At 48.1% G+C, this 26,212-nt stretch carries 30 protein-coding genes and 2 tRNA genes; 18 read left to right on the top strand and 14 right to left on the bottom strand.

All coding sequences use genetic code 11. The features are described 5' to 3' along the window. Positions 1 to 8: 8 nt before the first annotated feature. From NDI48_24460 to NDI48_24450, 3 genes are all read right to left on the bottom strand, one after another. Entirely contained in the window at positions 9 to 812 is an 804-nt protein-coding gene (locus tag NDI48_24460) for a Uma2 family endonuclease (protein MEP0834323.1), read from the bottom strand. 202 nt (positions 813 to 1,014) lie between these two features. Further along, positions 1,015 to 3,336 (bottom strand): hypothetical protein, encoded by a 2,322-nt coding sequence (locus NDI48_24455; GenBank protein ID MEP0834322.1) that lies wholly within the window; start codon positions 3,334 to 3,336, stop codon positions 1,015 to 1,017. Between the two features lie 175 nt (positions 3,337 to 3,511). After that, positions 3,512 to 3,907 carry an SH3 domain-containing protein gene (locus tag NDI48_24450; GenBank protein MEP0834321.1) on the bottom strand — a complete coding sequence of 132 codons (396 nt, stop codon included), beginning with the start codon at positions 3,905 to 3,907 and terminating at the stop codon, positions 3,512 to 3,514. A 401-nt stretch (positions 3,908 to 4,308) separates the two neighbouring features. Between NDI48_24450 and NDI48_24445 the strand changes: the two genes are divergently transcribed. Continuing rightward, complete coding sequence (locus NDI48_24445) at positions 4,309 to 4,686, top strand: hypothetical protein (GenBank protein MEP0834320.1); 378 nt, start codon at positions 4,309 to 4,311, stop codon at positions 4,684 to 4,686. A 206-nt stretch (positions 4,687 to 4,892) separates the two neighbouring features. Next, entirely contained in the window at positions 4,893 to 5,765 is an 873-nt protein-coding gene (locus tag NDI48_24440; GenBank protein MEP0834319.1) for an S-methyl-5'-thioadenosine phosphorylase, read from the top strand. A gap of 150 nt (positions 5,766 to 5,915) precedes the next feature. Here the strand turns inward: NDI48_24440 and NDI48_24435 are convergent, their stop codons facing one another. Then, positions 5,916 to 6,407, bottom strand: a complete 492-nt coding sequence (locus NDI48_24435) for a hypothetical protein (GenBank protein MEP0834318.1) — start codon at positions 6,405 to 6,407, stop codon at positions 5,916 to 5,918. A 164-nt stretch (positions 6,408 to 6,571) separates the two neighbouring features. Here NDI48_24435 and NDI48_24430 point away from each other — a divergent pair. The 3 genes from NDI48_24430 (at position 6,572) to NDI48_24420 (ending at position 8,086) form a co-directional block, all read left to right on the top strand. After that, positions 6,572 to 6,643: transfer RNA gene (locus tag NDI48_24430), tRNA-Asn, on the top strand. Positions 6,644 to 6,669: 26 nt separating this feature from the next. After that, on the top strand, positions 6,670 to 7,899 hold the full coding sequence (locus NDI48_24425; protein ID MEP0834317.1) for an aminotransferase class V-fold PLP-dependent enzyme: 1,230 nt from the start codon (positions 6,670 to 6,672) through the stop codon (positions 7,897 to 7,899). 10 nt (positions 7,900 to 7,909) lie between these two features. Beyond that, a complete protein-coding gene (locus NDI48_24420) occupies positions 7,910 to 8,086 on the top strand; it encodes a hypothetical protein (GenBank protein MEP0834316.1) in 177 nt (58 codons plus the stop codon). A 1,424-nt stretch (positions 8,087 to 9,510) separates the two neighbouring features. Here the strand turns inward: NDI48_24420 and NDI48_24415 are convergent. From NDI48_24415 to NDI48_24375, 9 genes are all read right to left on the bottom strand, one after another. Next, positions 9,511 to 11,160 carry an alpha/beta hydrolase gene (locus NDI48_24415; protein MEP0834315.1) on the bottom strand — a complete coding sequence of 550 codons (1,650 nt, stop codon included), beginning with the start codon at positions 11,158 to 11,160 and terminating at the stop codon, positions 9,511 to 9,513. A 175-nt stretch (positions 11,161 to 11,335) separates the two neighbouring features. Next, positions 11,336 to 11,407: transfer RNA gene (locus tag NDI48_24410), tRNA-Gln, on the bottom strand. 184 nt (positions 11,408 to 11,591) lie between these two features. Continuing rightward, positions 11,592 to 13,319, bottom strand: coding sequence for an AAA family ATPase (locus NDI48_24405; GenBank protein MEP0834314.1), 1,728 nt, complete (start codon positions 13,317 to 13,319; stop codon positions 11,592 to 11,594). 156 nt (positions 13,320 to 13,475) lie between these two features. After that, the gene (locus tag NDI48_24400; protein MEP0834313.1) at positions 13,476 to 14,834 is read right to left on the bottom strand and encodes a 4Fe-4S ferredoxin; all 1,359 of its coding nucleotides are present in this window, start codon (positions 14,832 to 14,834) and stop codon (positions 13,476 to 13,478) included. 411 nt (positions 14,835 to 15,245) lie between these two features. Next, on the bottom strand, positions 15,246 to 15,848 hold the full coding sequence (locus tag NDI48_24395) for a VWA domain-containing protein (GenBank protein ID MEP0834312.1): 603 nt from the start codon (positions 15,846 to 15,848) through the stop codon (positions 15,246 to 15,248). A 24-nt stretch (positions 15,849 to 15,872) separates the two neighbouring features. After that, positions 15,873 to 16,490, bottom strand: a complete 618-nt coding sequence (locus NDI48_24390) for a VWA domain-containing protein (GenBank protein ID MEP0834311.1) — start codon at positions 16,488 to 16,490, stop codon at positions 15,873 to 15,875. Between the two features lie 69 nt (positions 16,491 to 16,559). Then, the gene (locus NDI48_24385; protein MEP0834310.1) at positions 16,560 to 17,045 is read right to left on the bottom strand and encodes a hypothetical protein; all 486 of its coding nucleotides are present in this window, start codon (positions 17,043 to 17,045) and stop codon (positions 16,560 to 16,562) included. 403 nt (positions 17,046 to 17,448) lie between these two features. After that, on the bottom strand, positions 17,449 to 18,054 hold the full coding sequence (locus NDI48_24380; GenBank protein MEP0834309.1) for a VWA domain-containing protein: 606 nt from the start codon (positions 18,052 to 18,054) through the stop codon (positions 17,449 to 17,451). Between the two features lie 115 nt (positions 18,055 to 18,169). Then, positions 18,170 to 18,637, bottom strand: coding sequence for an NAD(P)H-quinone oxidoreductase subunit N (locus NDI48_24375; protein MEP0834308.1), 468 nt, complete (start codon positions 18,635 to 18,637; stop codon positions 18,170 to 18,172). Between the two features lie 613 nt (positions 18,638 to 19,250). On the opposite strand from NDI48_24375, the gene rplC reads away from it, so the two are divergent. The 10 genes from rplC (at position 19,251) to rpsQ (ending at position 24,623) form a co-directional block, all read left to right on the top strand. Further along, positions 19,251 to 19,886, top strand: coding sequence for a 50S ribosomal protein L3 (gene rplC / locus NDI48_24370; GenBank protein MEP0834307.1), 636 nt, complete (start codon positions 19,251 to 19,253; stop codon positions 19,884 to 19,886). Between the two features lie 106 nt (positions 19,887 to 19,992). Beyond that, entirely contained in the window at positions 19,993 to 20,625 is a 633-nt protein-coding gene (rplD, locus tag NDI48_24365; GenBank protein ID MEP0834306.1) for a 50S ribosomal protein L4, read from the top strand. Then, positions 20,618 to 20,920: a 50S ribosomal protein L23 gene (locus tag NDI48_24360; protein MEP0834305.1), complete on the top strand. Its 303-nt coding sequence runs from the start codon at positions 20,618 to 20,620 to the stop codon at positions 20,918 to 20,920. The genes rplD and NDI48_24360 overlap by 8 nt, the downstream gene beginning before the upstream one ends. 119 nt (positions 20,921 to 21,039) lie before the next feature. Next, complete coding sequence (rplB, locus tag NDI48_24355) at positions 21,040 to 21,903, top strand: 50S ribosomal protein L2 (GenBank protein MEP0834304.1); 864 nt, start codon at positions 21,040 to 21,042, stop codon at positions 21,901 to 21,903. A gap of 130 nt (positions 21,904 to 22,033) precedes the next feature. Beyond that, the gene (gene rpsS / locus NDI48_24350; GenBank protein MEP0834303.1) at positions 22,034 to 22,312 is read left to right on the top strand and encodes a 30S ribosomal protein S19; all 279 of its coding nucleotides are present in this window, start codon (positions 22,034 to 22,036) and stop codon (positions 22,310 to 22,312) included. A 39-nt stretch (positions 22,313 to 22,351) separates the two neighbouring features. Then, positions 22,352 to 22,714 carry a 50S ribosomal protein L22 gene (gene rplV / locus NDI48_24345; GenBank protein ID MEP0834302.1) on the top strand — a complete coding sequence of 121 codons (363 nt, stop codon included), beginning with the start codon at positions 22,352 to 22,354 and terminating at the stop codon, positions 22,712 to 22,714. Between the two features lie 121 nt (positions 22,715 to 22,835). Then, a complete protein-coding gene (rpsC, locus tag NDI48_24340; protein ID MEP0834301.1) occupies positions 22,836 to 23,561 on the top strand; it encodes a 30S ribosomal protein S3 in 726 nt (241 codons plus the stop codon). Between the two features lie 69 nt (positions 23,562 to 23,630). Beyond that, positions 23,631 to 24,050, top strand: coding sequence for a 50S ribosomal protein L16 (gene rplP / locus NDI48_24335; GenBank protein ID MEP0834300.1), 420 nt, complete (start codon positions 23,631 to 23,633; stop codon positions 24,048 to 24,050). A 3-nt stretch (positions 24,051 to 24,053) separates the two neighbouring features. Then, positions 24,054 to 24,365: a 50S ribosomal protein L29 gene (gene rpmC / locus NDI48_24330; protein ID MEP0834299.1), complete on the top strand. Its 312-nt coding sequence runs from the start codon at positions 24,054 to 24,056 to the stop codon at positions 24,363 to 24,365. Positions 24,366 to 24,371: 6 nt separating this feature from the next. Then, positions 24,372 to 24,623, top strand: coding sequence for a 30S ribosomal protein S17 (gene rpsQ / locus NDI48_24325; protein MEP0834298.1), 252 nt, complete (start codon positions 24,372 to 24,374; stop codon positions 24,621 to 24,623). Here the strand turns inward: rpsQ and NDI48_24320 are convergent. Continuing rightward, entirely contained in the window at positions 24,620 to 24,760 is a 141-nt protein-coding gene (locus tag NDI48_24320) for a hypothetical protein (GenBank protein MEP0834297.1), read from the bottom strand. The two genes, rpsQ and NDI48_24320, sit on opposite strands and share 4 nt — an antisense overlap. 78 nt (positions 24,761 to 24,838) lie before the next feature. Here NDI48_24320 and rplN point away from each other — a divergent pair, with 78 nt between their 5' ends. From rplN to rplE, 3 genes are all read left to right on the top strand, one after another. Further along, positions 24,839 to 25,207, top strand: coding sequence for a 50S ribosomal protein L14 (gene rplN / locus NDI48_24315; protein ID MEP0834296.1), 369 nt, complete (start codon positions 24,839 to 24,841; stop codon positions 25,205 to 25,207). Further along, complete coding sequence (rplX, locus tag NDI48_24310) at positions 25,207 to 25,572, top strand: 50S ribosomal protein L24 (GenBank protein ID MEP0834295.1); 366 nt, start codon at positions 25,207 to 25,209, stop codon at positions 25,570 to 25,572. The genes rplN and rplX overlap by 1 nt, the downstream gene beginning before the upstream one ends. A gap of 75 nt (positions 25,573 to 25,647) precedes the next feature. After that, entirely contained in the window at positions 25,648 to 26,193 is a 546-nt protein-coding gene (gene rplE / locus NDI48_24305) for a 50S ribosomal protein L5 (GenBank protein MEP0834294.1), read from the top strand. Positions 26,194 to 26,212: the final 19 nt, after the last annotated feature.

The following is a 26,212-nucleotide window of genomic DNA, read 5'->3' as shown; positions in this document are numbered from 1 at the left end:
CAATTGCCTCATTCAATCTCATCTGGGTTAATCCCCTGAGAGCGCAGGTAGGCTGCTAATTTCTCAGCTCGCTGATGTTCTTGTTCGGCTCGTTGACGTTCTTGTTCAACTTGCTGGCGTTCCTGCTCCAAGCGTTCTACACCCCACAGCAGCAAATTTTCTCCCTCGTCCCACCAGCGCAACCAATACCCTGTGCGTCCTTCTTTCTCTCCCCGCCATACTCCCAAAAATAACCCCATTTCAGGGAACCAATGGCGTCCTTCTGGATCGGGTAATTCCAAGTCATACCGTTGCTCCTGCAATCGATAAACCTCTAACAATCCGGTGTCTGGCTCGAAGATCACATAGGTGGGTACTTTCAAAACTTGCTCGTAAAAAAACCATTTACCGGGGGGATAGCTACGCTTGACTGAATATTCCCCACCCTCAGTGTCGGATAGGAATTCCATCACGATGCTGGGATTATCCCCTTCTAAATGGGGTGTATAGCTTTTGCGATCTGCTGTAAGCAGCAGCGCTTCGCTATCAAATCGTTGTGTTAGCGGTTGTACCCTAGGGACGTAAAACCAATCCGGTGCCTTAATCACCAACTCTCCGTTTACCGTCGCGCAAATGCCCAAGTTGGAGGCCATGAGCATTTCGGGTTTAATGTACCCTATCAGTTCTAAAGGTTCGCGTAAGGCTCCAGCAATCAGCGGTTGCCCAGTATTCTCCACAGGTTCTTCTTCTAGTTTGTAGTCGTCTGGGAGCCTTTCCCAAGTCACACTTAGGGTTGCCGCTGGTCTGATTATATTTTCCTGGCTAATCACCATAGCTCTACCAAGGGCAATTATAAAGCTGTTATATGAAGATTCTACTCTCTTGTGTGGGAACCCTCGTTAACCTCTTTCGCGGAATTCCCCGTCAGCTTACATTAGCTGTTTAAAGGCTTAACAGCTTAATAGGGTGTCGGGCAATCAAACCGTAATATTTTTATTAGGGGTCATTACCCAGACACACTATAAGTCATTCGCTTTATTGGCGTTGATAACAAGCTAATCGCTGATTTAACCAAGTACGAATAGCCTGATTTTCCAGCCGTTGTGCCACTTGCCGAGCTTGGGCATGTTGTCCAGCTTTGGCATATTCAAGCGCGATCGCTTCTAAAAAGCTACCTCGATCTGAGTCATCGTCTACTACCGTAATATCCGGTGGCATCCCGAACACCAAGGTTTTAGATTCTGGGCCTTTAATTGTGAGCGTGACTTGCAACGCTTGAGCTAAAACTTGAGATGCTTGGGTTGTGTTTCCTGCCTGGACATATTGACGAGCGATCGCAACCAACCATCTCGCTTTTTCTTCTGGTGTTTGCAGCAAGTTGACAAACTGATAAGCTTTGGCGTGTTCTCCTGCCTCGATTGACTGTTGGAAAATTCCGTGTAGGCTGGGACTGCGTTCATGCGGTGCTTTCATCGCTTGGGCAACTTGGAGCCCTAAGTCGTAGTGTTGGGCAAAAATGAATCGTTCAACCGTTTCCCGTAACGCACTTGACTGTAAGGATGCATCTTGGATAGTTTGCGCTACTTGTAACGCTTGAGATACCGTTTGAGAAGCTGGCTTGAGTTGTTGAGAATTGGCATACTCTAAAGCAACCGCCCCAAGTGCATTAATTTTGCTATTGGTATCTTCAGCCGCATTGGCGGCTTGCAGTGCCTGAGTGAAAATAGCAGAGGCGCGTTGGGATTGTCCTGCTTTGTGAGATTGAGTTGCGATCGCTCCTAGAGTTTTTGCTCGATACGCTATCCGACTGTCCAGCGTTTGAGCCACTTGTAAGGCTTTATCGTATTGTCCTGCTTTAGCGTGAGCCAGGGCAACTCGATGCAACACTGTACTTCTGTGATCGACAAACTTGCTTTCCAGGGATTGAATGATTTGCATTGCTACATCAGTTTGTCCCGCATCTGCTGCTTGAACGGCAATTTCTCGTAGGGTGTCGGCTCTGGTAAACTCATCCTCAATCGCTTGGGCAATTTGAGCCGCAAAGTCAAAGCGTTTCGCTTCAATCAAGCTGGAAATAATATCCGCTCTCGCATTTGATTTCTGATTAGCATCCGGGATGGCAGCGATGGTGGCTAGGGTTTGGGATAAGGCTTGAGACGCTTTCGCCTGTTGTCCGGCTTTGGTATAACTGGTTGCGATCGCAGCTATTGCTCTGGCTTTAGAATACCCAGGAGTCGTGATTTTGGGAATCAGTTGCAACGCGGCATCTGGTTGTCCGGCTTGAGCATACTTGACGATAACCTCAGATAACAGTCGCGATTGCTCCTCAGTATTGTCTACAATTTGCACAGTTTGCACGGCTTGCGCGAAAACTTGAGCGGCTTTATCTGGCTTTCCCGTTTGAATATACTGATTACCAATATCCGCCAACAGTTTTGCCTTAATGTCGGCTGTATCCTTATGATTTTCAATGGTTTGAGCCGTTCGCAGGGCTGATTCGGATTCGGTTTGTTGGCTATACTGGCGAGAAACAGCAGCGATCGCATTGGCTTTATGATAAGGAGCCTTTGTAATTAGTTGTGCGACTTTTAAAGCTTGGTTGTGCTGTCTAGCTTTGGCGTAGGTACTTGCCACAGCCGCCAATAACTCACCTTGGCGATAAGGATTGGGATGTTGAACCGTCGTGGCATGGCGCAAGGATTGATCTAAGATTCCCGATGCTTGTTCAAATTTTCCGGCTGCTAGATAGGCTTGGGCAATGGCAGTTAAGGCTTTAGTTTTGAATTCAGCACCTTGGATAGATTTTTCGGTTTGGACAGATTGGTCTAAAATTTTGAGGGCTTCCTCGGTTTGTCCAATTGCGGCATACTGAAGTGCGATCGCGGCAAGGGATTTGGTTTTAGCATAGCTTCGACCACTGCTTAAAGTTTGAACAGTTTGCAGCGCTTCGGCTAAAACTGGGACAGCTTGCTGTTTTTGTCCGGCGGCAATGTATAAGTCAACCGTATCCGCTAACAGTCGGGAATGCTGACTTCGTATTTCCAAATCCAGGATTTCTTCTAAAATAGCAGCTTTATTTGAAGCGTTCTCCAAGCGGCGCAGGTTTCGGAACAATTGAGTGAGAGTTTGGGCTGCCTTTTCTTGATTTTTTGAGTTGGCATACTGTCGCGTCTTGCCTTGCAACTGAAATACACTAAACTGGACATCCGAATCTCGCTCTTCTTGACAATTGACAGGCGGTAGGATATTAGGTGAATTTTGAGCAGGTTGGGTGGTTTGAGCCATCCCACTCAAAGGGCTGAAAATTACAAATAATCCTAGAGAAGTCGTAACAAGCTGGAATAGAATTTTGTTCACTTTTTCGCTTTAAGTGCTACTTTTAAGTACTCCAACTTGTCCAACAATCTTTTAGGAAAAATACTTTCTTTTGCTCCATAAATCACCCAGTTGGGTGAGTCAATGGAAAACAGGGTGATTCCCTTGACGGTGTGATAAAATCCGCCGAGGCAACTGGGAAAACCGACTAATCGCCTTATTGCCGCCAGCGCTCAAACTGATCTTCCGAACATCCATTAATATATTGGTTACTGACCCAACCATTCAACGGTTTAACAACCTCTGGCATTTTTGCAGGGGGTGAGGTTACTCTTCCAGTCAGTTGAACCCAGTTACCCGATCGCCGTACAGCTCTGACAATGTCTCCCCTTCTGAGTTTTGTCACAACGCGGGATTGAGTATTCGGACTACTGCGAATATTCACATTATTTTCGGTAATAAATGAACAGACACTCTGATCTGCTGCCAGCGATAATTGAATCGGTAAAATTGGCAGTTCCGCACTTGCTTTAGTACTAGAGATAAACGACCAGCTAGTGGCACAGATAGACAGTAGCGCAGCAAAAGTTAGAGATGTTCTGGAATGGTTCATTGTTGTGAGGGTGTTAGAACTAATTCCTACGTAGAAGTATTAAATTAGCTTATTTTAACTTACTCGCTGCCGCCAAATATTGATAATGAGAGGTTTGTTAACACATGAAGTAGACCCAGACACTCTTACTTAGCAGATTTTGCCATAATTAACAATCCTTCATAGTTTTTAAAATGCTTATTGCAGTCCTCAATGATTCATGAGGAGCTTTCTTTGTCTATGTGCGGACTGTAGTTCCTGGAGTGGTTCGTTTAAAAAAGTCAATCTTATTCACGATTGATGATTAAATATAAGAAATTTTTAAGTCATCAAAGTCATAAATAATTGATCAAAAGGTTTAAGTCCTAAGATGGATGAGATTTTTCTAACAGTTGCTCTAACGTAATCCATATAACAAACTAATGTTATTGGAGGAAAGCCCAGTGGATACAGATAAAAAATTGCCCCAACCTGAAGTTGGTGTAGAAGGCGATAACTATGATCGCGGGATTGTTCCTGCTGAAACCGCAGCCCGCAAAGACAGAGAAGGGGAAGATTTCAAGAGAAATCCCCAGGACGATAGACCCGAAACCCACGGTTTTACCGTAGACAAAGAGGGACTGATTGATAACTTTGCCATTGAACCCGAAATGTATGTCAATGAACCGGGGGACTTAAGAGCAAAAGAAGAGGCACTAGAGGCTGAACGCCGGCAAGAACTCCAAGAAATTAACGACGATAAAGACGGCGACCTAACGATGGACGCTGATCGGCGGGGTAAGGGGCCTGGGGTTATCTAATTTATTTAAGCTCTTTGGCGATTGGCATGATGTTGTTAAAGAAGTAACAAGTCAATCACTGAAGCTAAGCCCAAAAAATTGAATACCACAATCATCAAACAGCTGGCTTGAGGACATCTCGGCATGAGTCAGCTGGCTTTTTGCTGATTGTCGTCTGTTTGCCGCTAAAATAACTTGGCGTTACAGCAAGGCATAAGGCAAAGACGATGGTTCAGGCAAAGATTGGAATTATTGGCGGTAGTGGGCTTTACAAAATGGAAGCCCTCAAAGATGTGGAAGAGGTGTTCTTAGATACACCTTTTGGTACTCCCTCTGATGCCTTGATTGTGGGAACCCTCGAAGGTACGCGAGTCGCTTTCTTAGCACGTCACGGTCGCAATCATCACCTGATGCCCTCGGAGTTGCCCTTCCGAGCCAATATCCATGCGATGAAGCAAGTGGGTGTGGAGTATTTGATCTCAGCGTCAGCGGTAGGTTCCCTCAAAGAAGAGGCGAAACCCTTGGATATGGTTGTGCCAGACCAATTTATTGACCGGACGAAAAACCGGATTTCTACCTTTTTTGGAGATGGAATTGTTGCTCACATTGCATTCGGCGACCCCGTGTGCCACCAACTTGCTGGGGTTCTAGCTGATGCCGTTGCCAGTCTTGAGTTACCTAATGTGACACTACATCGTGGGGGTACCTATGTTTGCATGGAAGGGCCAGCCTTTTCCACAAAAGCCGAGTCCCATCTTTACCGCAGTTGGGGGGCAACCATCATTGGTATGACGAATTTACCAGAGGCGAAACTGGCGCGAGAGGCAGAAATTGCCTATGCCACCTTAGCGCTGGTGACGGATTATGATTGTTGGCATCCCGACCATGACAGCGTGACGGTGGAGATGGTGATTGCCAATCTGCATCGCAATGCGACCAATGCTCAGAAGGTGATTCAAGAAACGGTGCGGCGTCTGACAGAGAATCCGCCAGCATCGGAGGCGCATTCGGCGTTAAAGTATGCAATTTTGACGCAACTGGATAAGGTGCCGGCAGCAACCAAGGAGAAGTTGGGGTTGTTGTTGCAGAAGTATTTGTGAGTGGGTGGAGGGGAATTAACTTAAAAGTGATGTAACTGGAGTGGGCTTGAGTGTTGTCAGACCCCACAAGCCCAAATTCATACGCTTAACGCTTGATGCTCAACCGTCCCTGTTCCTGGAGACTTCCCGTCACTATTCCCTAAGCCCTACTTAGTGATGAATCTCCAGATTCAAAACATAGCGACCCAACTGAACTCGTTCTGCCCAGAGTTCATATTCTAGTCGCAGATGTTGGGGTAAAGGGCGACCCTCTAGCTTCAAGCTCCGGGTATAATTTCGCAGACGAAACCCCTCGTGCCCTTGGAGAGAGTCGCTTTGCAACCAATAGCGGTTGACGCCATACACTCCTTGCTCCCAAAAGTGACGATAACTCAATTTACCATTGCCTTGCATCGTCATAATTACGCGGTAGGGCGAAATTTCCATCCACAAGAGTCGAAGATTGTTAGGCTTCGGCCTATGGCTTCGATCAACCGTTGTCGGTTCCGGTTCCCACTCCCGTGGGATAGGTTCGCTCAACAGCAGGTGAAATCGCTCTTGGTCTTTTTGATAGAGCGTAGCGGCTGTTTCCACCATAGACCAAACAGGCAGATCCGTAGACACGAGGGACAGACAGACGGGTTTGCGGTGATGCGTCAGCATAGGAGGTGAGGAGACAGAAGGACACAAATAGCATAGCTTTACCTTACATACCAAGATTGATAGGGGCGTGCCAACCGTATTTTTACTAATTTTTGCCGAGGGGCTTGCCAAATGATGTGGGTTATCGGTAATATTGATAATCGTGAGAAGCGTTAGCTACACAATCCTCAGTAGCTCAGTGGTAGAGCGGTCGGCTGTTAACCGATTGGTCGCTGGTTCGAGTCCGGCCTGGGGAGTTGACTCAAAAGGTGAAAGATGAAGTGTGAAGGATGAAACTAGAAACTTCAAACTTCAAGGTTCGGACTTCCAAAAGTTCTGGTCGCTTGACCCATCTGTAACCTTTCTCAATCATGGTTCTTATGGTGCCTGTCCTCTGCCAGTCCAACGCGCACAGCAGCGATTGCGGGAGCAGTTAGAACGGCAACCCTTGCGCTTTTTTATGCGGGAATTTGAAGCGTTGCTTGATGCCTCACGCCACTCATTGGCAGCATTTGTGGGTGCACAGGCAGATGAGTTGGTGTTTGTCCCCAATGCCACAACAGGAGTCAATGCTGTATTAAGGTCGCTCTCCTTCAACTCAGGAGACGAATTACTGACAACCAACCAGGAATATAACGCTTGCCGTAACGCTCTCGATTTTATAGCCAGTCGTACCGGAGCGACGGTAGTTATAGCAACAATACCCTTTCCCCTAGAGTCACCGGATCAGATCATTGAATCGGTAATAGAGCGAGTGTCAGCGAAAACCCGCCTAGCACTGTTGGATCATGTCACCAGTAAAACGGGGTTAATCTTTCCCATCCAGCAGTTGGTCAATGAATTAACGGCGCGGGATGTGGATACGCTAGTTGATGGTGCCCATGCACCGGGAATGCTGCCCCTGAACCTACATGAGATTGGGGCTACGTACTATACAGGCAATTGCCATAAGTGGTTATGTGCACCGAAGGGGGCGGCATTTCTCTATGTCCGACGCGATCGCCAATCCGCGATTCGTCCTTTAACCATTAGTCACGGTGCCAACTCACGCCGGACAGATAAGTCACCTTTTCAACTAGAGTTTGACTGGATGGGTACGGACGATCCAACCGCCTATTTGTGCGTCCCGGAAGCCATTGAGTTCCTCGGTTCCCTGCTGCCGGGTGGATGGACTCAATTGATGGAAACCAATCGAACAAAGGCACTGTGGGCGAGGCGATCGCTGTGTGAGGCATTAGGCGTATCACCCCCGTGTCCCGATGAAATGATTGGCTCAATGGCGGTTGTGCCATTACCCCATGAGTTGTCTGGGTACGAGCCACTAGGGCAAGTACGGGAATGGCCAGTCCTACAGGATTTATTGTGCGATCGCTTCAACATTGAGGTGCCAGTGATTCCCTGGACTACACCATTCCAGCAAATGGTGCGAGTCTCGGCTCAGCTATACAACACACCAGAGCAGTATCACGATCTCGCCAAAGCACTCATAACGCTACTATCAGACTTACCCTAGGCAATCAGCGATGCTAGTGCCGACGCTCGTTCCGACGCTACGGCTCGCGAGAGCTAACGTCGCTAACCCGGCGCTATCGCTTTGCTGCTTCGCACCCAGCGACGAGCCGACAACGCCAAAGGCGAACGCTAACGGCACCAGCGTTAGCGAAGCGTGTCGAACAGAAGCAATCGCAAAAGAACACTAGAAGGGAGCTATCAGTATCAGTGGACAACATGAACAGACACTTGTTGTCCGTAATGGTAGTCAAATCGAGCGCATTAACACCACAGATTTGGGATTGGCTTGGATGATAATATTTCCGATTTTATTCAGTTACACGATTGTGGAGTTGTAACCGAGGGATGGGTTCGTTGGTAGACTGCTTGTGCTGGTCATCCAGCTCTTGCAATCAGGGAATGAGCAGCGACATAGTCACAAAAAAGCCCTCTTGAGGCAGTTAAGAGGGCCTACTTCTACACTCATCTATAAGCCTACTAAGCGAGTGTGAATAATTTGTGAAATAAAGTAAGAATGTCTAGTTTTTCAGAATTTGACACAAAAAATGCTCTCCCTTGCCACAGGGAGAGCTTTAGATAGGTGATTACCGAAACAATTAAAGCCTATCAATCGAGTGTGAAAAATTTGTGAAAAGTGACGATTGCTCATTTCTCAGAGAAAAGCGAACCCTACAATATCTTTTCTCTACTTCCCACGCCGAGAGTATTGAGCTGAATAAGGGAGCGATTAATTTAATATTAAGAACGTGTAAAGAAGTTATGAATTTTTGGTGAACGAACTCCAGGTGGGTTATGGAACATGATGGCGCTTCATCCACTCCTGCACAACGTTGGTCTTGGGAAAGCATTGGAGAAGACATCGCCAAGGAAGTCCTAAGCAAAAAGCTCAGTCGCGATAACTGAGCTTATAGAGTATGCTTTTGACTGATAATTGAGTGCGCTCTTCACTCCTCTAGCATCACCTTGAGTTTCTCGATTTTACTCTGCTCATGGGACAGTCTTTTATCTGGCTCACGACTCACCCCTTACGAGTCTAATCACGATATTCTAGAGTTTTGTCTTGTCTGTTCGTTAGCTGGTCCCCTAGGGATTGTTGACTGAATTGGCTCACCGGAAAAATTAGAGTACCACCTTGATGGTAGTTCATGGCCAATTACACTCCCCAACGAATGCAGACTAGCTGAAAAGATTACTGGAAAGGGAGTCCGAGTTCACAAAAGACTCAACTATAGAACAACTATCTGACGAGTCTGACTATCCTCTCTTATTGGCTTTTCAAGCGTGAGACTCCAATCTTTCACAAAATTAGAGTTCAATCGACTCATATCCAAGGCCATATTCATCAAATTGGGACTGAAAATTAAGATACTCAGCTAAGGAAACAGAGGAAATAAATGTTGAACCAATACAGCAAGAAACACCGTTAGAGGACTTAATCTTGACGAGCCTATAAGTTCCTCTGTGTCCAAGAATGAGCTTTATCTTCTAACAGATTAGTGACGCCATAGAAATATTTTTTGATAGCCCAGATTAATCGGGAGACAGGAAAGATACGTCGCCAAATAACACATTTTGTAGGATTGTTTTTCAATAACCCACAAGTTCAAAGCGCTTATTTGTTTTGGGCGAAATCGTTGAGAATCGCCTCCGCTTGAGGGGGAATTTCAGTAATTAGGCGCATGGGAAAGCGCTCAGTGGAAATCAACTGAGCATACTCAGGTGTGAGAAAAATAGAGTATTGCTTCGCCTCATCAGTCAGTTGTGCCGCCATCGCCAGCACGATCGCTTTTACGTAGTTGCGAACTTCAACCGATTGCTCACCGACAATTTCACCGCCACTATACAGAGTACTCGGTTCACGCGCCTGAGCAATCGTCGTGTCGGGGTCTTTCACACTCAAATGGGTGGCACCAACAAAACCAACCAGCCATTTGGGAGAGGGGAGTTGATCAAAGGGTATCACCTGTTCCGGTAAAATTGGCGTCGTTTTATCGGCGGAAGCGGCTGTAATTAGGGTGGGAACGGTAACTTTACTCAAGCCGGTTTCACCAAACAGCAAAGAGGCGGTAGGAGAAAGTGCGATCGCCGCTTTTATTCTGGGATCGCCCAGTTGGTATCGTTCCTCAGCAAGCCCCTTGGCAAAGCATTGGGCATTTTCTCCCAGACTATTAGCCAGCACATTTCCAGGGCAGCTTTGTTTCAACGAAGTGAGCTGTAACTCTGCTCCGGCAAGGGATAGAGAAGTAGAACCTCCGAACGAATAGCCAACGATCAGGGTGCGATTGGGTGCGAGTTTCCCTTGGAGTACTCCTGATTTTTGGTTGAGCGATTGGAGTTCATCCAGAACAAAGCTAATATCCTTAGGCCGATTTAAAAACTCTTGGGCTTCTAATAATGGAGCTTTCAGCGTTAGTGCTCGCTTCACATGAGTCTCGTTGCTACCCGGATGTTCTAAGGCAACGACAACATAGCCATAGGAGGCGAGATGCTGGGCTAGGTAACGCAAATCCGTGCGAACTGAACCCAATCCGTGGGAAAAGACAATAATGGGTTTATCGAGGGAGGATTGGGTTGACCAATACAGATCCACAGGAATTTCCCGGCTGCGTTCCCGATCATTCAGCTTTAATGGCAACACCTGCACGGTGGCATTCCCAGGTTGAGTGGGGTCAAAGGGTAGATTAATCTGAGGACGTTGGGAGGTCAGTTGGGGAGCAATCGCCGCCATAAACGCCTGAGATTGCCAAAAGGATTTATTAAAGTTTTCAGCAACCAGAAACGCCCGATCCAGATTAATTTCCAGTTTGGGGGTGGGATAGGCTTCCATGAAACTAATCAGAGAAAGTCCTTTCGCAGCCTTAGCGCCCGACACGAGTGCTGATTTCACCAATAACTCACCCACCCGATCAGAGCGAGAGGTAGCGCTAGCCAGCGCTGAAACCAGGACGTTACCACTTGGGGTATCGAGGAAGTTACGCACCGCTACCGGGTTCATGTTGAAATTGGCTTGGAATGCGGACAGAACTGTCTCTCGTTCCTTAGGGCGCAACCTTCGTGCATAAGATTGGAGGCTGGATGAGGCTTTCCCGGTTTCAGCTAGGGTTTTAAGGTCAGCCAAGGGGATAGATTGGCTGGACGTGCCACGACGCACGACAACGGTTTGAGCCGCTTGTATGGCGGTGGTTGCTCCCTGGATGAGACTCAGGGAAATCGCGCCAACTACAGCGATAAGGGAGGACTGCCAATGAAAAATAGGTCGCATGAACCTGTTCACCTTCCGCACTTCTTAACTTCGAGCGGCTCATGTCTTGCGATTCGCTCTTCACAAAAAGATTACGCTACTCCTGATTGCTCCAGCAATCCCAGAAACGTTTCAATCTGTTACTGGTCGGAGAAGCTAAATCATTGGCATTTAACGCTTGCTTATCTCTAACTGACTGGGGCGCTAGGATTCGAACCTAGGAATGGCGGGACCAAAACCCGCTGCCTTACCACTTGGCTACGCCCCACTGGTGTCACCTTGCTTATGGTAGCAGCTCGTACCCGCAAAGTGTCAAGCCTTTTTTCAGAATTTGGAAGAAAAGTTGAAAGTTAGAAGGTTTTTTAGGTTGAAAGTTGCCAAGTTAACGAGTTTTTTAACCTTCAACCTCCAACCTTCTAACCTCCAACCTTCTAACCTCCAACCCAGTTCCCTCAAGCGGGGTAGATCCGCAAGCGCCGATTCGGCTCATCCCCAAAACTATCGGACTTGAGGCGATAGTGTTCGACGAGTTCGTGCTGCATCTTACGCACTTTTGGCGATCGCGGCAGCAACTCTACGGGTTGACCTTTGGGGAGTACAATTTGCTCAACCGCAAGGCGAGCCTCTTCGAGTGCTTCGATTTCGTCTTCAGTGCCGCTTTGAGTAAATAAGCGTAAGTCAGTTACCTCCGGCATACTGGGATCGTCCATATCCAACATGTGCCGCAAGGCGCGGGTAATCTGAGGGATAGTGCTCGCTTTCACCGAGTGAATCGGCACATGACGCGCTTTGGCAATAGAGCGCAGCTTACCGTGGTTTTTAACATGCGATCGCAAACTCAACACCGCATCTGCACTGTCCATATCCTTGGTCAATACCACCGGCAAACTGAGCACCCGAATCACCTGCTCCAATTGATTGCGACTGACGCCATAGGGATAAATATGCAGCGGCAAATCTTCCCCATTCGGCCCAGGCATTCTCACCCCATTGGCAAAGTCATCTTGTTCTTGCCAGGATTGATTGAGCAACTGTTCAAAGTTGCGATTTTCGGAATACGGTTCTGCTAATGGACGCGATAAAGGTTTCATCTGTCCAGACGAGCGCCATCCCGTTGATTTTGTCTGCGTCTGCAATGAAGAGAATCCAGCTCGATTCGGCGGCGTGGCGACGGGTGCCGTCGGAAATTCACGGGTAATCGTCACCTTCCCATTGTCATGCACCGTTCTCACTTGCGGATTCGGTTGGCGACCCCGCAGCAAGTCATCGACGGTATCCGAAACACTCTCATGAACAACCCAGCGCTGCCGCTCCAGCATTTCGATGGCAATATCAAAGGTTGGGGGAGCTTTACGCTCTAAAACCGTTTTCTGAGAGCCTCGGCGTCTAGCTTCATCATCTCCCAGCGTCACAGCCTGGATACCGCCCACCAAATCGGAAAGGGTCGGATTTTTAATCAAGTTTTCAATGCGATTGCCGTGAGCCGTTCCAACGAGCTGCACACCTCGCTCTGCAATGGTTCGAGCCGCCAGCGCTTCGAGTTCCGTACCAATTTCATCAATCACGATGACTTCAGGCATGTGATTTTCCACCGCTTCAATCATCACCTGATGTTGAAGTTCAGGGCGTGCGACTTGCATCCGTCTAGCGCGACCAATCGCTGGATGAGGAATATCTCCATCACCTGCGATTTCGTTGGAGGTATCGATAATCACAACCCGTTTATGCAAATCATCCGCCAATACCCTGGCAATTTCCCGCAAAGCTGTAGTTTTACCCACACCCGGACGCCCCAGCATCAGAATCGACTGACCGGTTTCCACCAAGTCACGAATCATGCCGATGGTGCCAAAAATCGCTCGACCCACACGGCAGGTTAAGCCAATAATTTCACCGGGACGGTTGCGAATCGCGCTAATTCGGTGCAGGGTTCGCTCAATTCCCGCACGGTTATCTCCACTAAAGTGTCCCACGCGCTGAACACAATGATGAATTTGTTCTTGAGTGATTGGGGTTTCAAAAAGGTACTCTGCCCCATGAGGAAAGCGTACTTCTGGAAAGCGACCCAAATCCATGACCACTTCAATCAGACGGTCTTGCTGGGGGTGTTGCTCCAATACTGAGCGAATTTCTTCGGGTAAGATGTCCAGCAACTTTTGCAGGTCGTCTGTAATCTGCATCCTTTGTGAAGTAATGTTTTCTTGTCCAACCGATGATTCTTGATTAGATAGCACTTTTTGATCGGATAGATTGATTTCGTGGGAATACACCATAGGGTCGTATTAAAACAGCATTGGCTGCTCTTAGTGGTGGGCGTTTTGAAAATCTGTGTTTATTCAATGTTCGGGTTTCGTTTTGTCTGAGTTGGGGTCATGTTTTTGAGATATTTTCAACTGGGAAACTAAAGAATGAGCAGTTTCTACTGCTTGCCAAAGTAGCCTGGGGGACTCTTCCAGGCATCCAAGGCTTTGGTTTTGCAGTGATATGAGATTGGCATCAGCGGCTTCCCCATTAGGTTGTTCTAATTTCTCTAGAATCGGTGAAAGTAGGACACGAGCGTAACTGCCGTAAGCAATACCCGCTACATGGGATTTGGGATTTTGGATGTGATTAACGGGTTGATCTGGGTCATTTCTCCTTCCCTGTTCATTCAGAAGTCCAACATCTCTTAACTTCATGACGGTATGATCATTCGTACCCCCCGCTAGCTGGACGTATCCGGGTAATCTCGCGGCGAGGACTTTCTGTGAAAGCTTGACCGCCGCGCGAGTAGCGCCCATGCCGATATCTCCGCTCATGGGACGACCATCAGTCTGCCAAACTAAGGGACAGGGTAGGGGCATAATCAGGTCGTGCAGCGCCCAGAGGTAATCCATTAAACCGTCACCATCTGGGCAGCTAATCGCTAAGAGTTTGAGCCGATTTACCCACGGCGCGATCGCTTGCCATAAGCGTTTAAAATCTGTGAGGTGCCCGACTTTCGTGTGGATTTCTAGGGCGTCAACACCAGCCGGTAGAATCAGTTGTGCGATCGCCTCCGGAGCAAAAACATAGGAGCGAGGATATATGATCTGACTGGGACAAATCGGCAGACAGCGACCACAGCCATAGCAACGTTGGTCGATTACTCCACAGAAGCCCTCAATCGATGTTGGATTTTCTCCTCCCCTTGATAAAGGGGGGATTGATTTTGGATTCGCTGCCCAATCATGTGTTTTTTCGCTACCAATTGGAGATTGGTGCTGTGAAAGTTTAGAACTTACCCCGGCTGTAAATTGGCTCCCCTGTTCTCCGGCTGCGATCGGTTTTGCGGTTGGGAAAACAATCGCTTGTGCTGGGCAAATCTTTTCGCAAGGACGAGGACAGTCTGCCGGACACAATTGCGGGTCAAATTCGGCTTTGCGAAAATGTGGGTCTTCCCCATCATTTAAGCTCACCATCAGCAACGGTCGGTGATTGAATCCAAATCCTCGCACTTGGGCTTCCTCACCTAGTTCAGTGGCTACTTGTAAGGCGTCTAGTGCCGACGCAATCACCGCCGGGTCAGCTGCGACATCAATACAATCAGCACCGGCGAGGGTGTAAGCCAAGGTGAGGTTTCGGACAGCAGGGAGGTGTTGAAAGCTGGCTCCGCAGATGAGCTTAAACCAGTTCCCCTCCCTTAAAGAGCGTAAGGGATAGTACAGTTCAGTCACCCCTATATGCTAAATCCTTGAGAAAAAAATGGGGAGGTGAAATTTCCCGACTTGTTCCATGAGGAGGGCTGAGGGCGGAAATCCGAATGAAGATCATGAAGCTGTGCGATTGTCCGACGGACATTGGCAAAGCCGATCGCGCCGATTTCCCCCTTAGATGTGTAGATATGGGGAACCCTACTTGCGTTTCACCCTAAATCTGGGGGTTAGTTCTTAACTCAGTGACCTAAAAAATAGCGAGGAGATGGCTCCTCGGCTATGATTAATTTTCTTTACGTTGCGCCCTGAAACCAGCTTGTGCAGACGGGCAGAAATCATCCACTAGTTTTTTGTAGGTGTTTATCCCCCACTCCCCCCTCCTTTCACCTGGATGGTGGGAAACTTTCGCCATCTTGCATTAGGGGTCATCTCCTAATCGTTGATGGCGTTCAACAGGACTTCTGATAAAGATAGATCAGCCATGTCATCCATCGTAATTGCGTCACAAATATCAAATTTGGCTCCGACCCCTTGCAACTGATCGTCTAACGCCTTGAGAAACTGAGTTGCGGTTGCGTCATTACCCACTTGAATCATCGAAATTCCGAGTTCTTCATCCCGTTCCATCTGTTGCGAGGCTTCCACAATGGCGACCATCACGCCTTTGCGGTCATCCGGTTCCCCATCGGTGATCACCAATATGGTTTCTCCACCTGGCTTGGTTTGTCCAGCCGCTTTGCGCTGAAAGTAGCGATCGCTCGCATCCTTGAGTACAGCCGCCAGGTTGGTAGTACCCGCCGGGTCATTTTCTTGAAAAATTTGTGCCACCTTGCTAGAGGTAACATTGTCGTAGCGTTTAAACCGACTGGAAAACAGGTAAACAGTAATCCCATCCGGATCGAATTGTTCACACTTTCTGGCCAGCGCTAAGGTAGATTCCTGTGCTGCCTCCCAGCGACTTCGTCCACCCGCTTGGTCGGGAGTGGACATACTGCCGCTCTTGTCAATGATTAGAGTGTAATCACGGTCTTGCACAATATAAAGTCTCCTGCGAATAACTTAATCATTGATGGCGTTAAGCAACACTTCTGCCAAAGTCATATTCTCCATGTCATCCAGCGTCACTGTATCCACAATGTCGAACTTGGCACCAGCACCTTGTAGTTCATCGTCCAGTGCTTTGAGGAAACGACTGGCAGTGACATCGCTACCCACTTGAATCAGCGAAATCCCCAGTTCTTCATCCCGTTCCATATGCCGCGATGCTTCTATAATTACCTTCATCACCGCTTTACGGTCATCCGGTTCCCCATCGGTGATGACTAAAATCGTTTCTCCGTTCGGCTTCACATCTCCAGATGCCTTGCGCTGAAAGTAATTATCGGTAGCGTCCTTCAACACGCTGGCAAGATCCGTGGTACCCATCGGGTCGTTTTCCATAAAAATCTGACCGACTTTGTTAGCCGTCACATTTTCGTAACGCTTAAAGCGACCCGAAAACAGGTAAACGGTAATTCCATCTGGATCGAATTGTTCACATTTTCTAGCGAGTGCCAGGGTCGATTCTTGAGCAATGTCCCAACGGCTTCTTCCACCCGCTTGATCCGGGGTAGACATGCTGCCGCTCTTATCAATGATTAATGTATAGTCACGGTCTTCCACAATAGAACCTCCCATAATGAGAATATAGCTCCCGTGATGGTCACAGTTTCCTAATCTAAGCCTATACGACTCCAGGATGAATTTTTACCCATGAGTTTCTCGTAAGGCGGTCAAATAATCAATCGCGGCATCTAACTTAGAAGGATAGGAATAAGAAAATTCTTCAAACCACAAACCTTCTTCTGAGCGAGGATTTAATTTTTTTAACCATTTCGTCGCTTCTTGAGTCAGCGCCTCTCGTTTCTTTTGACGCTTCTGCTCTTCCTTGATTTGTTCTTCTCTCAGTTGTTGTTCTTTCCGGAGCTGTTCTTCTCTTAGTTGTTGCTGCTTTTTAAGTTCTTCTGCTTGCTCTCTTTCCTCAAACTCAGCCCGAACATCAGCTAATAAATTTTCCTCAGCTAAAGAGAGAAAATTATTCTGAACGGGTTGGGAGTAATACGTCGGGGAAATGGGTGGTGGAGATTGAAACTCTTGTTCCTGAAAAAGAGTCTCCTTTTGGGGTTTCAATCCCATCTCTTTTTCTTCATACTCCGCTTTGACTTGAGCTAATAAGTCATCTATTGATTCCATGAGTTTGACCCCCAGTTACAAACATGTTTAATCGAAAATAGCATTGAGGAATACTTCAATTTGGGTCATGTCCTGTATGTCATCAAAGGTAACTGTATCTACAATGTCAAAATTTACCCTAATCCCCTTGAACTAATCACCTAACCTTGAGGAACTTGTTAACCTTCGGATTAGACCCTACTTGAATTACAGAAATAGGTCGTTCTTGCTCTCGCTCCATCCCCTCAGAAGCATCAATGATTACGTCGGTTAGGCCAATCTGCTCGTCGGGCGTCCCATCCGTAATGACTATTATTTTCTCTCCATTCGCATCCGTTTGACTAGCTGTATGGCGTTGAAACTAGTTGTTGATGACAGCAGGCAGCATAGCGATTAATGGAGGAGGATAGGGCTACTGGCCTACCTAGTCCGTAATGGCATTGAGTAACACTTCTGTTAGGGTCATGTCCTCCATGTCCTCCATAGTCACTGTGTCTACAATGTCAAACTTGGCACCAGCGCTTTGGAGTTCGTCATCTAAGATTTTGAGAAACTTGGTAGCCTGGGCATCTGTGCCAACTTGAATAAAGGAAATGGCTAATTCTTCATCCCGTTCCATCCGCCGGGATGTTTCTATAATTACCTTCATAACTGCTTTGCGGTCATCGGGTTCACCATCAGTAACCACCAGGATTGTCTCTCCGTTTGGCTTAGTCTGACCAGCGGCCTTGCGTTGGAAGTAATTACTGGTAGCATCTTGTAGCACACTTGCTAAATCAGTGCGACCTGAGGGTTCATTTTCTTTAAAGACTTGTGTAACTTTGTTCGTGGTTACATTGTCGTAGCGTTTGAAGCGACCGGAAAACAAGTACACCGTGATGCCGTCTGGGTCAAATTCTTCGCATTTACTGGCTAAGGCGAGGCTAGACTCTTGCATGGTTTCCCAACGGCTTTTGTTACCCAACTGGTCACGAGTAGCCATGCTGCCGCTTTTGTCGATGATTAATGTATAGTCACGCTGCTGTAGCATGAAAATCTCCCCCAATCTGCTCAGTATGTTTCAAGGGTATCAAAACCCCTAATCTGAGCTACAACGTTGAGGGAGGATTCTTGTTCGTTGGGCTTGGGATATATTGGGGTTTAAGCTAACCCGCTAAGACCATTTCCGATAAGGCATCTTTTAGAGGCTTCCAACGGAAAGAGCGATCGCCACCCATTTCCACAGCCACTTTGACTCGCGGTTCCTGTTGGGGCAGAGTGGTTAAATATTCCACTTCCTGACTCGACAGGATATTACCTTCAATCAGCCACAGCACCAAGCCTTTGGACTTTGGAGGCAAATGTTCTAGTTGGTAGGTCAATACAGGTGGCACATAATAAACTCGAATATCTTTCTTGCCCAAATGAGGAGGACGCACACCGTGGACGCCGGTGAGGTAGGCAGATAGGTCACCTAAACCTCTAGCGGTCATGCACAAACTGGCATAGCCTGCGGCGCGCAAACGGCGTCGATAACGTCCCTCGAATCCCCCCTCTAAGGGCATGTACATGGCGAGTGAACCCGATTGTTCCAAATTGCGGACGAAGGAGTTGCCGGTCGTAATCAGTGCCATCTCTACCTCCCTTTCTTCCTTAAGTTTTATTAATGAGCGTTAGGGATTTATTATAGATGATGGTCTTGTCTCCTGAAGAGTGAGCGGGTCGCCAAAAATCATCAAGAATAACTAGACATATGTAGAAAAATAATTTATAGTATACGATTGTGACCAAAATGAAGGTTGCTCAAAAGCAACTCAGGTTGGGATAACCGCTGTTCTTTGAGCCGCAGGTTCAAGACCAGAATGTCTTTACAGTCGGTTATTTGGCTTCTCTGCCTTAAGGTTGAGGCACAGTCAAATGCCAGTGCTGTAGGAGAATCTGCCAGGTTCTTTGACCGACAGCTTCTGACTTATATGTACTTGCATATTCGCTGCGTAGGGATACTGAGGCGTTTACGGCTTAAGTCCCGGCGAACCAAGGTGACGCGGTTAGCCAGTACTGATCCCTAAAAACGGTTCACACAATCTGGTTCTTAAGTCTTACAGGGCTACCAGACGACACAAATTCCCCCACCAAGGGAATTCTCGTCTGAAAGTCAAGATGACAAAGTTTGTGGGATAGAGCGAGTTCACAGAATATCGTTGAATCCTGCCTTGCTGTGATGTCTAAATTAAGGAGAAACCCGCCGTGTCTGTCGGTATCCTCGGCACTAAACTCGGCATGACCCAAATTTTCGACGAGGAAGGAAAAGCAATTCCTGTCACCGTCGTCCAAGCAGGTCCATGCACCGTAACACAAATAAAAACGAAACAGACGGATGGCTACACCTCCGTTCAAATTGGTTATGACGAAGTCAAACCGAAGGCACTCAACAAGCCAGAGTTGGGACACTTAGCCAAATCAAGTGCCCCACCGTTACGCCATCTGCGCGAGTACCGCTTGGATGACACGGCTTCATTTGAGCTAGGTCAAGCCCTAAAGGCTGATATTTTTACCGCTGGTCAAATTGTTGATGTTGCCGGAACCAGTATTGGTCGTGGCTTTGCCGGTTATCAAAAGCGCCACAACTTCAAGCGAGGACCGATGGCACATGGTTCCAAAAACCATCGCTTACCGGGTTCGACTGGACCTGGTACAACACCCGGTCGCACATTTCCAGGCAAGAGAATGGCGGGTCGCCTCGGAGGCACAAGGGTGACAATCCGTAAGCTTCAGGTCGTGCGGGTAGACACAGAACGCAATTTGCTGCTGATTAAAGGGGCTGTTCCCGGTAAGCCAGGGGCACTTTTGAGCATTGCACCGACAAACAAGGTCGGTCGATAGTCATTGTTCTGGTTCAGCGGTCATGGCGATGAATTATGAGAAATGAGCCACGAACAAAAGGATAAATGACTAAGGACTAAGGACTAAGGACTAAGGACTAAAGATTATGGTTGATTGTGTGGTGCGCGATTGGCAAGGAGAAGAAGTCGGACAGGCGACTTTAGACTTGCGAGTTGCCAAAGAAGAAAGTGCGGCTCACGTCGTTCACCGGGCACTGGTGATGCAGATGACCAATGGTCGTCAAGGAACCGCTTCCACTAAAACCCGCGCTGAAGTTAGGGGGGGAGGACGCAAACCTTGGCGACAAAAAGGAACAGGTCGAGCGCGTGCTGGCTCAAACCGTTCACCTCTGTGGCGTGGTGGTGGTGTGACCTTTGGTCCCAAACCCAAAGACTACAACATTAAAATGAACCGCAAAGAGCGCCGATTAGCTTTACGGACGGCGTTTCAGAGTCGAGCCGAAGATTTGATTGTGGTGCAGGACTTTGCTGACCAATTACCACGGCCGAAGACAAAAGAGTTGCTAGGAGCGTTCGTTCGCTGGGGAATTGAGCCAGAAGCCAAAGTTCTCATCATCGTGCCTGAAATAGAAGAAATGGTCTATTTGTCAGCGCGCAACATCCCTACCGTTAAATTAATTGGCGCGAGCAGCTTGAATGTCTATGACCTGCTCAATGCTGACAAAATCGTGACGACCGACACAGCTCTTGCCAAACTTCAGGAGGTTTACAGTGACTGAGTATGACCCCCGCTACCTTGCCGATCTGGTGCGGCGTCCAATTGTGACGGAGAAGGCAACTCTGCTATTAGAGCAGAACAAGTATGTCTTTGAAGTGATTCCCAAGGCGACCAAACCACAAATCAAAGCCGCGATTGAAAGCCTTTTTGAGGTCAAGGTGACCAGTGTAAATACCTTAAATCCGCCGCGCAAAAAGCGTCGAGTTGGCAAATTCGTAGGTTACAAGGCTCAGTACAAACGAGCGATCGTCACCTTAGCCGAAGGAGATTCGATTACCTTGTTCCCCGAAGTATAGGACTGAAGACTGAGGATCGGGAAAGTCGTAAGTGTGAATTTATTCAATCTACCTCTAGTCCCAATCCTAGCTTTCCCAATCCCTAATCCCTAATACAGAGTAAATAAAGGATATTTGTTATGGGCATCCGTTCTTATCGGCCCTACACTCCCGGTACTCGTCAAGGTACGGTCTCAGATTTTGCGGAGATTACGCGGAGTGAGCCAGAAAAATCACTAGTTGAGTTCAAGCATCGCGCCAAGGGTCGCAACAATCGCGGTGTCATTACCAGCCGACGTCGTGGCGGCGGACACAAACAGCTATATCGCATCATTGACTTCCGCCGCGATAAGCGCAATATGCCAGCTAAAGTGGCAGCCATTGAGTACGATCCCAACCGCAATGCTCGGATTGCACTTCTTTACTATCAGGATGGGGAAAAACGATATATTCTTCATCCCGATAAGTTAGCTGTAGGGACAACCGTGATGTCAGGTCCCGAAGCTCCGATTGAGATTGGCAACGCCCTGCCCCTGAAAAATATTCCCCTAGGTACCAACGTTCATAATGTTGAGCTGATTCCAGGACGGGGTGGCCAGATTGTGCGTGCCGCAGGCGCAACCGCTCAAGTCGTGGCGAAAGAGGGCGACTATGTTACCCTGAAACTTCCCTCGACTGAAGTCCGAATGATTCGTCGGGATTGCTACGCGACGATTGGGCAAGTCGGGAACCTAGAACACAGAAACCTGAGTTTGGGCAAAGCAGGCCGCAACCGACACAGAGGGCGTCGTCCCAAGGTGAGAGGAAGTGTCATGAACCCGGTGGATCATCCACATGGCGGCGGCGAGGGAAGAGCGCCTATTGGTCGCTCAGGCCCAGTCACACCCTGGGGTAAACCCGCCTTGGGCGCTAAAACCCGCAAAAAGAAAAAGCAAAGCTCTTCTTTAATTGTCCGGCGTCGGCGGAAGACCTCGAAGCGAGGACGTGGCGGTCGTCAGTCTTAGGCATTTGGAGGTTAGAAGCGTGCGGGGGAAGCTAGTAACGCGATTACAAATTAAATCTTTCAACCTTCAACTTTTAACCTTCAATCTTTAGCCTTTCAATCTTTAACCTTTCAACCTTCAACATTGAATTATGGGTCGTTCTTTAAAAAAAGGTCCTTTTGTCGCTGATAGTCTTCTCCGAAAGATTGAAGTTCTGAATTCTAGGGGAGAAAAACAGGTTATTAAAACCTGGTCACGAGCTTCAACCGTTTTGCCCCAAATGGTAGGTCATACGATCGCGGTTCACAATGGACGGACCCATGTCCCGATTTTTATCAATGAACAAATGGTGGGGCATAAGCTGGGCGAATTTGCACCAACTCGAACATTTCGGGGCCACTCCAAGAGTGACCGGAAAGCGGGTCGCTAGAAGGATTTCGTTCCTCAAATTTTTAGAGTAAAGACAACTATGGCGATAGATACTACAGCAGAAACTAAAGCGATCGCACGCTACATCCGCATGTCTCCCTTTAAGGTCAGGCGGGTTCTCGATCAAATTCGGGGTCGGTCGTACCGAGAAGCCTTGATTATTTTGGAGTTTATGCCTTATCGGGCTTGTGAACCCATCCTAAAAGTCCTGCGCTCCGCCGTCGCCAATGCCGAACATAATGCCGGTCTTGACCCAGCTAATCTGGTCATCACCAAAGCTTTTGCTGACATGGGACCGAGCTTAAAGCGTTTCCGCCCAAGAGCTCAAGGTCGCGCTTATCAGATTCGCAAGCCCACTTGCCATATCACCGTAGCCGTTTCTCCAGATGTCAAGGGCGAATAGAGCGAGCCTTCTTTGAACAGGAGATAACACAAGTTGTTAACGTTGAATTTTTAGGGATTAAAGCCAAAAATTTCTTAAAAATAACAACAAACAACTACTAATTAAAAAAAAGGAAGGAGTCGTGGGACAGAAAATTCATCCAATTGGGTTTCGACTAGGTATTACGCAAGAGCATCGCTCTCGCTGGTTTGCCGACACCAAACGCTACCCCGAAATCCTCCAAGAGGACCATAAAATTCGGCAGTTTGTTGAAGCCAAACTGAATAACGCCGGAATTGCGAACATTCGGATCGAACGCAAAGCCGACCAAGTGGATTTAGAAATTCACACCGCACGACCAGGCGTCGTCGTGGGTCGCGGGGGAGCTGGAATCGAGAATTTACGAGTCGGTCTTCAGGAAGCCTTGGGTGGGCATCGTCAAATTCGCATTAATGTGGTCGAAGTCGCACGAGTCGATGCGGATGCCGAACTGATTGCCGAATACATCGCTCAACAGCTTGAGCGAAGAGTTTCCTTCCGGCGAGTTGTTCGTCAAGCGATTCAACGTGCCCAACGCGCTGATGTACAAGGTATCAAAATCCAGGTCAGCGGCCGGTTAAATGGAGCAGAAATTGCTCGAACCGAGTGGACTCGTGAAGGCAGAGTTCCCTTACATACCCTACGCGCCAATATCGACTTTGCCTACCGTCAGGCGAAAACTATTTACGGAATTTTAGGCGTAAAGGTTTGGGTGTTCAAAGGGGAAGTCATTCCGGGTCAAGAGGAGCAGCCAGCTCAACCCACAACTCAACCCCGCCGCCGTCAACAGCGACGTCGTCAGCAGTTTGAAGACCGCTCCAACGAATAGTTACGGCTCATTCGTCATTGGTCATTAGTAACTGAAAACTGACTACTAATAACTAACACCTAACCGATCATGTTAAGTCCTAGAAGAACGAAATTCCGTAAACAGCAGCGCGGGCGGATGAAAGGTCTGGCTACTCGTGGCAGCACCTTAAACTTTGGTGACTTTGCGCTGCAAGCGACAGAACCTGCCTGGATTACAGCTCGTCAGATTGAAGCCGGCCGTCGTGCCATGACGCGCTATATCCGCCGGGGTGGAAACATCTGGATTCGCATTTTTCCAGATAAACCCGTCACTCAACGTGCGGCTGAAACTCGTATGGGTTCTGGTAAAGGTTCGCCAGAGTTTTGGGTGGCGGTCGTCAAGCCCGGTCGCATTCTTTATGAAATCGCTGGAGTTCCGGAAGAAACGGCTCGTGAGGCGATGCGTCTAGCGGCTAACAAATTGCCAATTAAAACGAAGTTCATTACCCGCGAAGGGGAACAGGTGTAAATCATGCCTCTGCCCAAAATTGAAGATGCCCGGAAAATGAGCGACGAGGAGCTCAATGATGCGATTTTAGCGGCGAAGCGTGAGCTATTTAATCTTCGCCTACAAAAGGCCACCCGACGCCTGGAAAAACCGCATCAGTTCAAGCACACTCGGCACCGCATTGGTCAAATGATGACAGTGGTTCGGGAACGCGAATTCGCTGCACGTCCGAGCGCCAGTCAAGTGCCAACAACCTCAGAAGCATCTGCTGCATCAAGTTCTAAAGCCTCAACCCAGGTGGCTGATGCCCCACAACCCGATCAAGAAGAGGAGTAGACCCCGATGGCTGTTAAAGAAAGAGTCGGTGTGGTTGTCAGCGACAAAATGGATAAAACTGTCGTGGTCGCTGTTGAGAACCGCTCTCCCCACCCGAAGTACGGCAAGATTGTCGTGAGAACCAAGCGATACAAAGCGCATGACGAGGAAAATCAGTGTAAGGAAGGCGATCGCGTTCGCATTCACGAAACACGACCTTTGAGCCGAACCAAACGCTGGAAGGTTGCTGAAATCCTCACCCATACTGCTCCAGCTTAAGCATTGTTGTTGGTTGTTAGTTCTCCTAGGACTAACAGCACACCCCCCAATAAGTTTACGGGCGTTAGCGTGACGCATAGCGATAGCGAACACAGCTTTTCGTCAGCGGTAGTGAGTTTGCTCTGGTCAGCCTTCATGCCGATGACTTGTTGGTAAACTCGGTGATTTTTTACACGAATGCTTCGCCCCTACCAACCTAAAAGGAGGTTCATCACATGATTCAACAAGAGACTTACCTAAACGTCGCTGACAACAGCGGGGCACGTCAATTACAGTGTATTCGCGTTTTAGGTGCCGGCAACCGACGCTACGGCGGTGTAGGTGATGTGATCATTGCCGTTGTGAAGGATGCCATCCCCAATATGGCTGTAAAGAAGTCAGATGTCGTAAGAGCTGTGATTGTTCGTACCCGCAAGGGACTGCGCCGTGACAGCGGGATGAGCATTCGCTTTGACGACAACGCTGCCGTCATCATCAATAACGACGGTAACCCAAGGGGAACCCGCGTTTTCGGTCCCGTAGCGCGGGAACTACGCGACAAAAACTTTACCAAAATTGTTTCCCTGGCTCCGGAGGTACTCTGATGGCAAATCAATTCAAGAGCAAGAGCGCGAAAGAGACAACTCAGCGCTACAAAATGCACGTAAAAAAAGGCGATACCGTTCAGATCATTGCGGGTCGGGATAAGGGAAAAGTTGGAGAAATCTTACAGACTTTGCCGAAGCGCAGCGCGGTGATTGTCAAAGGGATTAACGTCAAAACTAAGCACGTTAAGCCTCAGCAGGAAGGAGAAACGGGTCAGATTGTGACCTTCGAGTATCCCATCCATAGCTCCAACGTCATGCTTTATTCCACAAAACAAAAGGTTGCCAGCCGCATCTGCTACACCTTGAATGCAGAGGGTCGGAAGGTACGGATGCTCAAAAAAACGGGCGAAATTATTGATTAATAGATTTTGGATGGAATCTAACATCCAAAACTTGGGAGTCCCTGACCAAGCCCAGGGTTGAAAAGGATAAAAACCATGTCAGAACAACTGAAAACTCTCTACCAAGAAACGATAGTCCCAAAGCTTAAAGAGCAGTTCGGCTATACAAACATTCATCAAGTCCCCAAGCTGGTTAAAGTTACAGTTAATCGGGGATTGGGAGAAGCATCTCAAAATGCTAAAGCCCTCGAATCCTCGGTGAATGAACTCGCGATTATCACCGGACAAAAACCTGTGGTTACACGAGCCAAGAAAGCGATTGCGGGATTTAAAATCCGCCAAGGTATGCCCGTTGGTGTCATGGTTACCCTCCGGGGAGAGCGCATGTACTCGTTTCTCAATCGGTTAGTTAACTTGTCACTCCCGCGAATTCGAGACTTTCGTGGCGTTAGTCCTAAAAGCTTTGATGGTCGCGGAAACTATACCCTTGGTATTCGAGAGCAACTCATCTTTCCCGAAGTAGAGTACGACAGCATAGATCAAATTCGCGGAATGGATATTTCGATTATCACCACAGCAAAAACCGACGAAGAGGGCCGCGCCTTACTCAAAGAGATGGGTATGCCCTTCCGGGAAACCTAAAAGTTTAGCAATAGGAAGG

This window comes from Microcoleus sp. AS-A8 (assembly GCA_039962225.1).
Classification (GTDB): domain Bacteria; phylum Cyanobacteriota; class Cyanobacteriia; order Cyanobacteriales; family Coleofasciculaceae; genus Allocoleopsis.
Note: the sequence above shows the minus strand (reverse complement) of the source record. Positions and strands in the feature narration are given on the sequence as shown.

Coding starts and splice junctions, on each gene's coding strand:
- NDI48_24460 (MEP0834323.1), bottom strand. CDS start 812: ATGGTGATTAGCCAGGAAAATATAATCAGACCAGCGGCAACCCTAAGT.
- NDI48_24450 (MEP0834321.1), bottom strand. CDS start 3,907: ATGAACCATTCCAGAACATCTCTAACTTTTGCTGCGCTACTGTCTATC.
- NDI48_24445 (MEP0834320.1), top strand. CDS start 4,309: ATGTTATTGGAGGAAAGCCCAGTGGATACAGATAAAAAATTGCCCCAA.
- NDI48_24440 (MEP0834319.1), top strand. CDS start 4,893: ATGGTTCAGGCAAAGATTGGAATTATTGGCGGTAGTGGGCTTTACAAA.
- NDI48_24435 (MEP0834318.1), bottom strand. CDS start 6,407: ATGCTGACGCATCACCGCAAACCCGTCTGTCTGTCCCTCGTGTCTACG.
- NDI48_24420 (MEP0834316.1), top strand. CDS start 7,910: ATGCTAGTGCCGACGCTCGTTCCGACGCTACGGCTCGCGAGAGCTAAC.
- NDI48_24415 (MEP0834315.1), bottom strand. CDS start 11,160: ATGCGACCTATTTTTCATTGGCAGTCCTCCCTTATCGCTGTAGTTGGC.
- NDI48_24405 (MEP0834314.1), bottom strand. CDS start 13,319: ATGCAGATTACAGACGACCTGCAAAAGTTGCTGGACATCTTACCCGAA.
- NDI48_24390 (MEP0834311.1), bottom strand. CDS start 16,490: ATGGGAGGTTCTATTGTGGAAGACCGTGACTATACATTAATCATTGAT.
- NDI48_24385 (MEP0834310.1), bottom strand. CDS start 17,045: ATGGAATCAATAGATGACTTATTAGCTCAAGTCAAAGCGGAGTATGAA.
- NDI48_24380 (MEP0834309.1), bottom strand. CDS start 18,054: ATGCTACAGCAGCGTGACTATACATTAATCATCGACAAAAGCGGCAGC.
- NDI48_24375 (MEP0834308.1), bottom strand. CDS start 18,637: ATGGCACTGATTACGACCGGCAACTCCTTCGTCCGCAATTTGGAACAA.
- rplD (MEP0834306.1), top strand. CDS start 19,993: ATGGTTGATTGTGTGGTGCGCGATTGGCAAGGAGAAGAAGTCGGACAG.
- rplB (MEP0834304.1), top strand. CDS start 21,040: ATGGGCATCCGTTCTTATCGGCCCTACACTCCCGGTACTCGTCAAGGT.
- rpsS (MEP0834303.1), top strand. CDS start 22,034: ATGGGTCGTTCTTTAAAAAAAGGTCCTTTTGTCGCTGATAGTCTTCTC.
- rplV (MEP0834302.1), top strand. CDS start 22,352: ATGGCGATAGATACTACAGCAGAAACTAAAGCGATCGCACGCTACATC.
- rplP (MEP0834300.1), top strand. CDS start 23,631: ATGTTAAGTCCTAGAAGAACGAAATTCCGTAAACAGCAGCGCGGGCGG.
- rpmC (MEP0834299.1), top strand. CDS start 24,054: ATGCCTCTGCCCAAAATTGAAGATGCCCGGAAAATGAGCGACGAGGAG.
- rpsQ (MEP0834298.1), top strand. CDS start 24,372: ATGGCTGTTAAAGAAAGAGTCGGTGTGGTTGTCAGCGACAAAATGGAT.
- NDI48_24320 (MEP0834297.1), bottom strand. CDS start 24,760: ATGAAGGCTGACCAGAGCAAACTCACTACCGCTGACGAAAAGCTGTGT.
- rplN (MEP0834296.1), top strand. CDS start 24,839: ATGATTCAACAAGAGACTTACCTAAACGTCGCTGACAACAGCGGGGCA.
- rplX (MEP0834295.1), top strand. CDS start 25,207: ATGGCAAATCAATTCAAGAGCAAGAGCGCGAAAGAGACAACTCAGCGC.
- rplE (MEP0834294.1), top strand. CDS start 25,648: ATGTCAGAACAACTGAAAACTCTCTACCAAGAAACGATAGTCCCAAAG.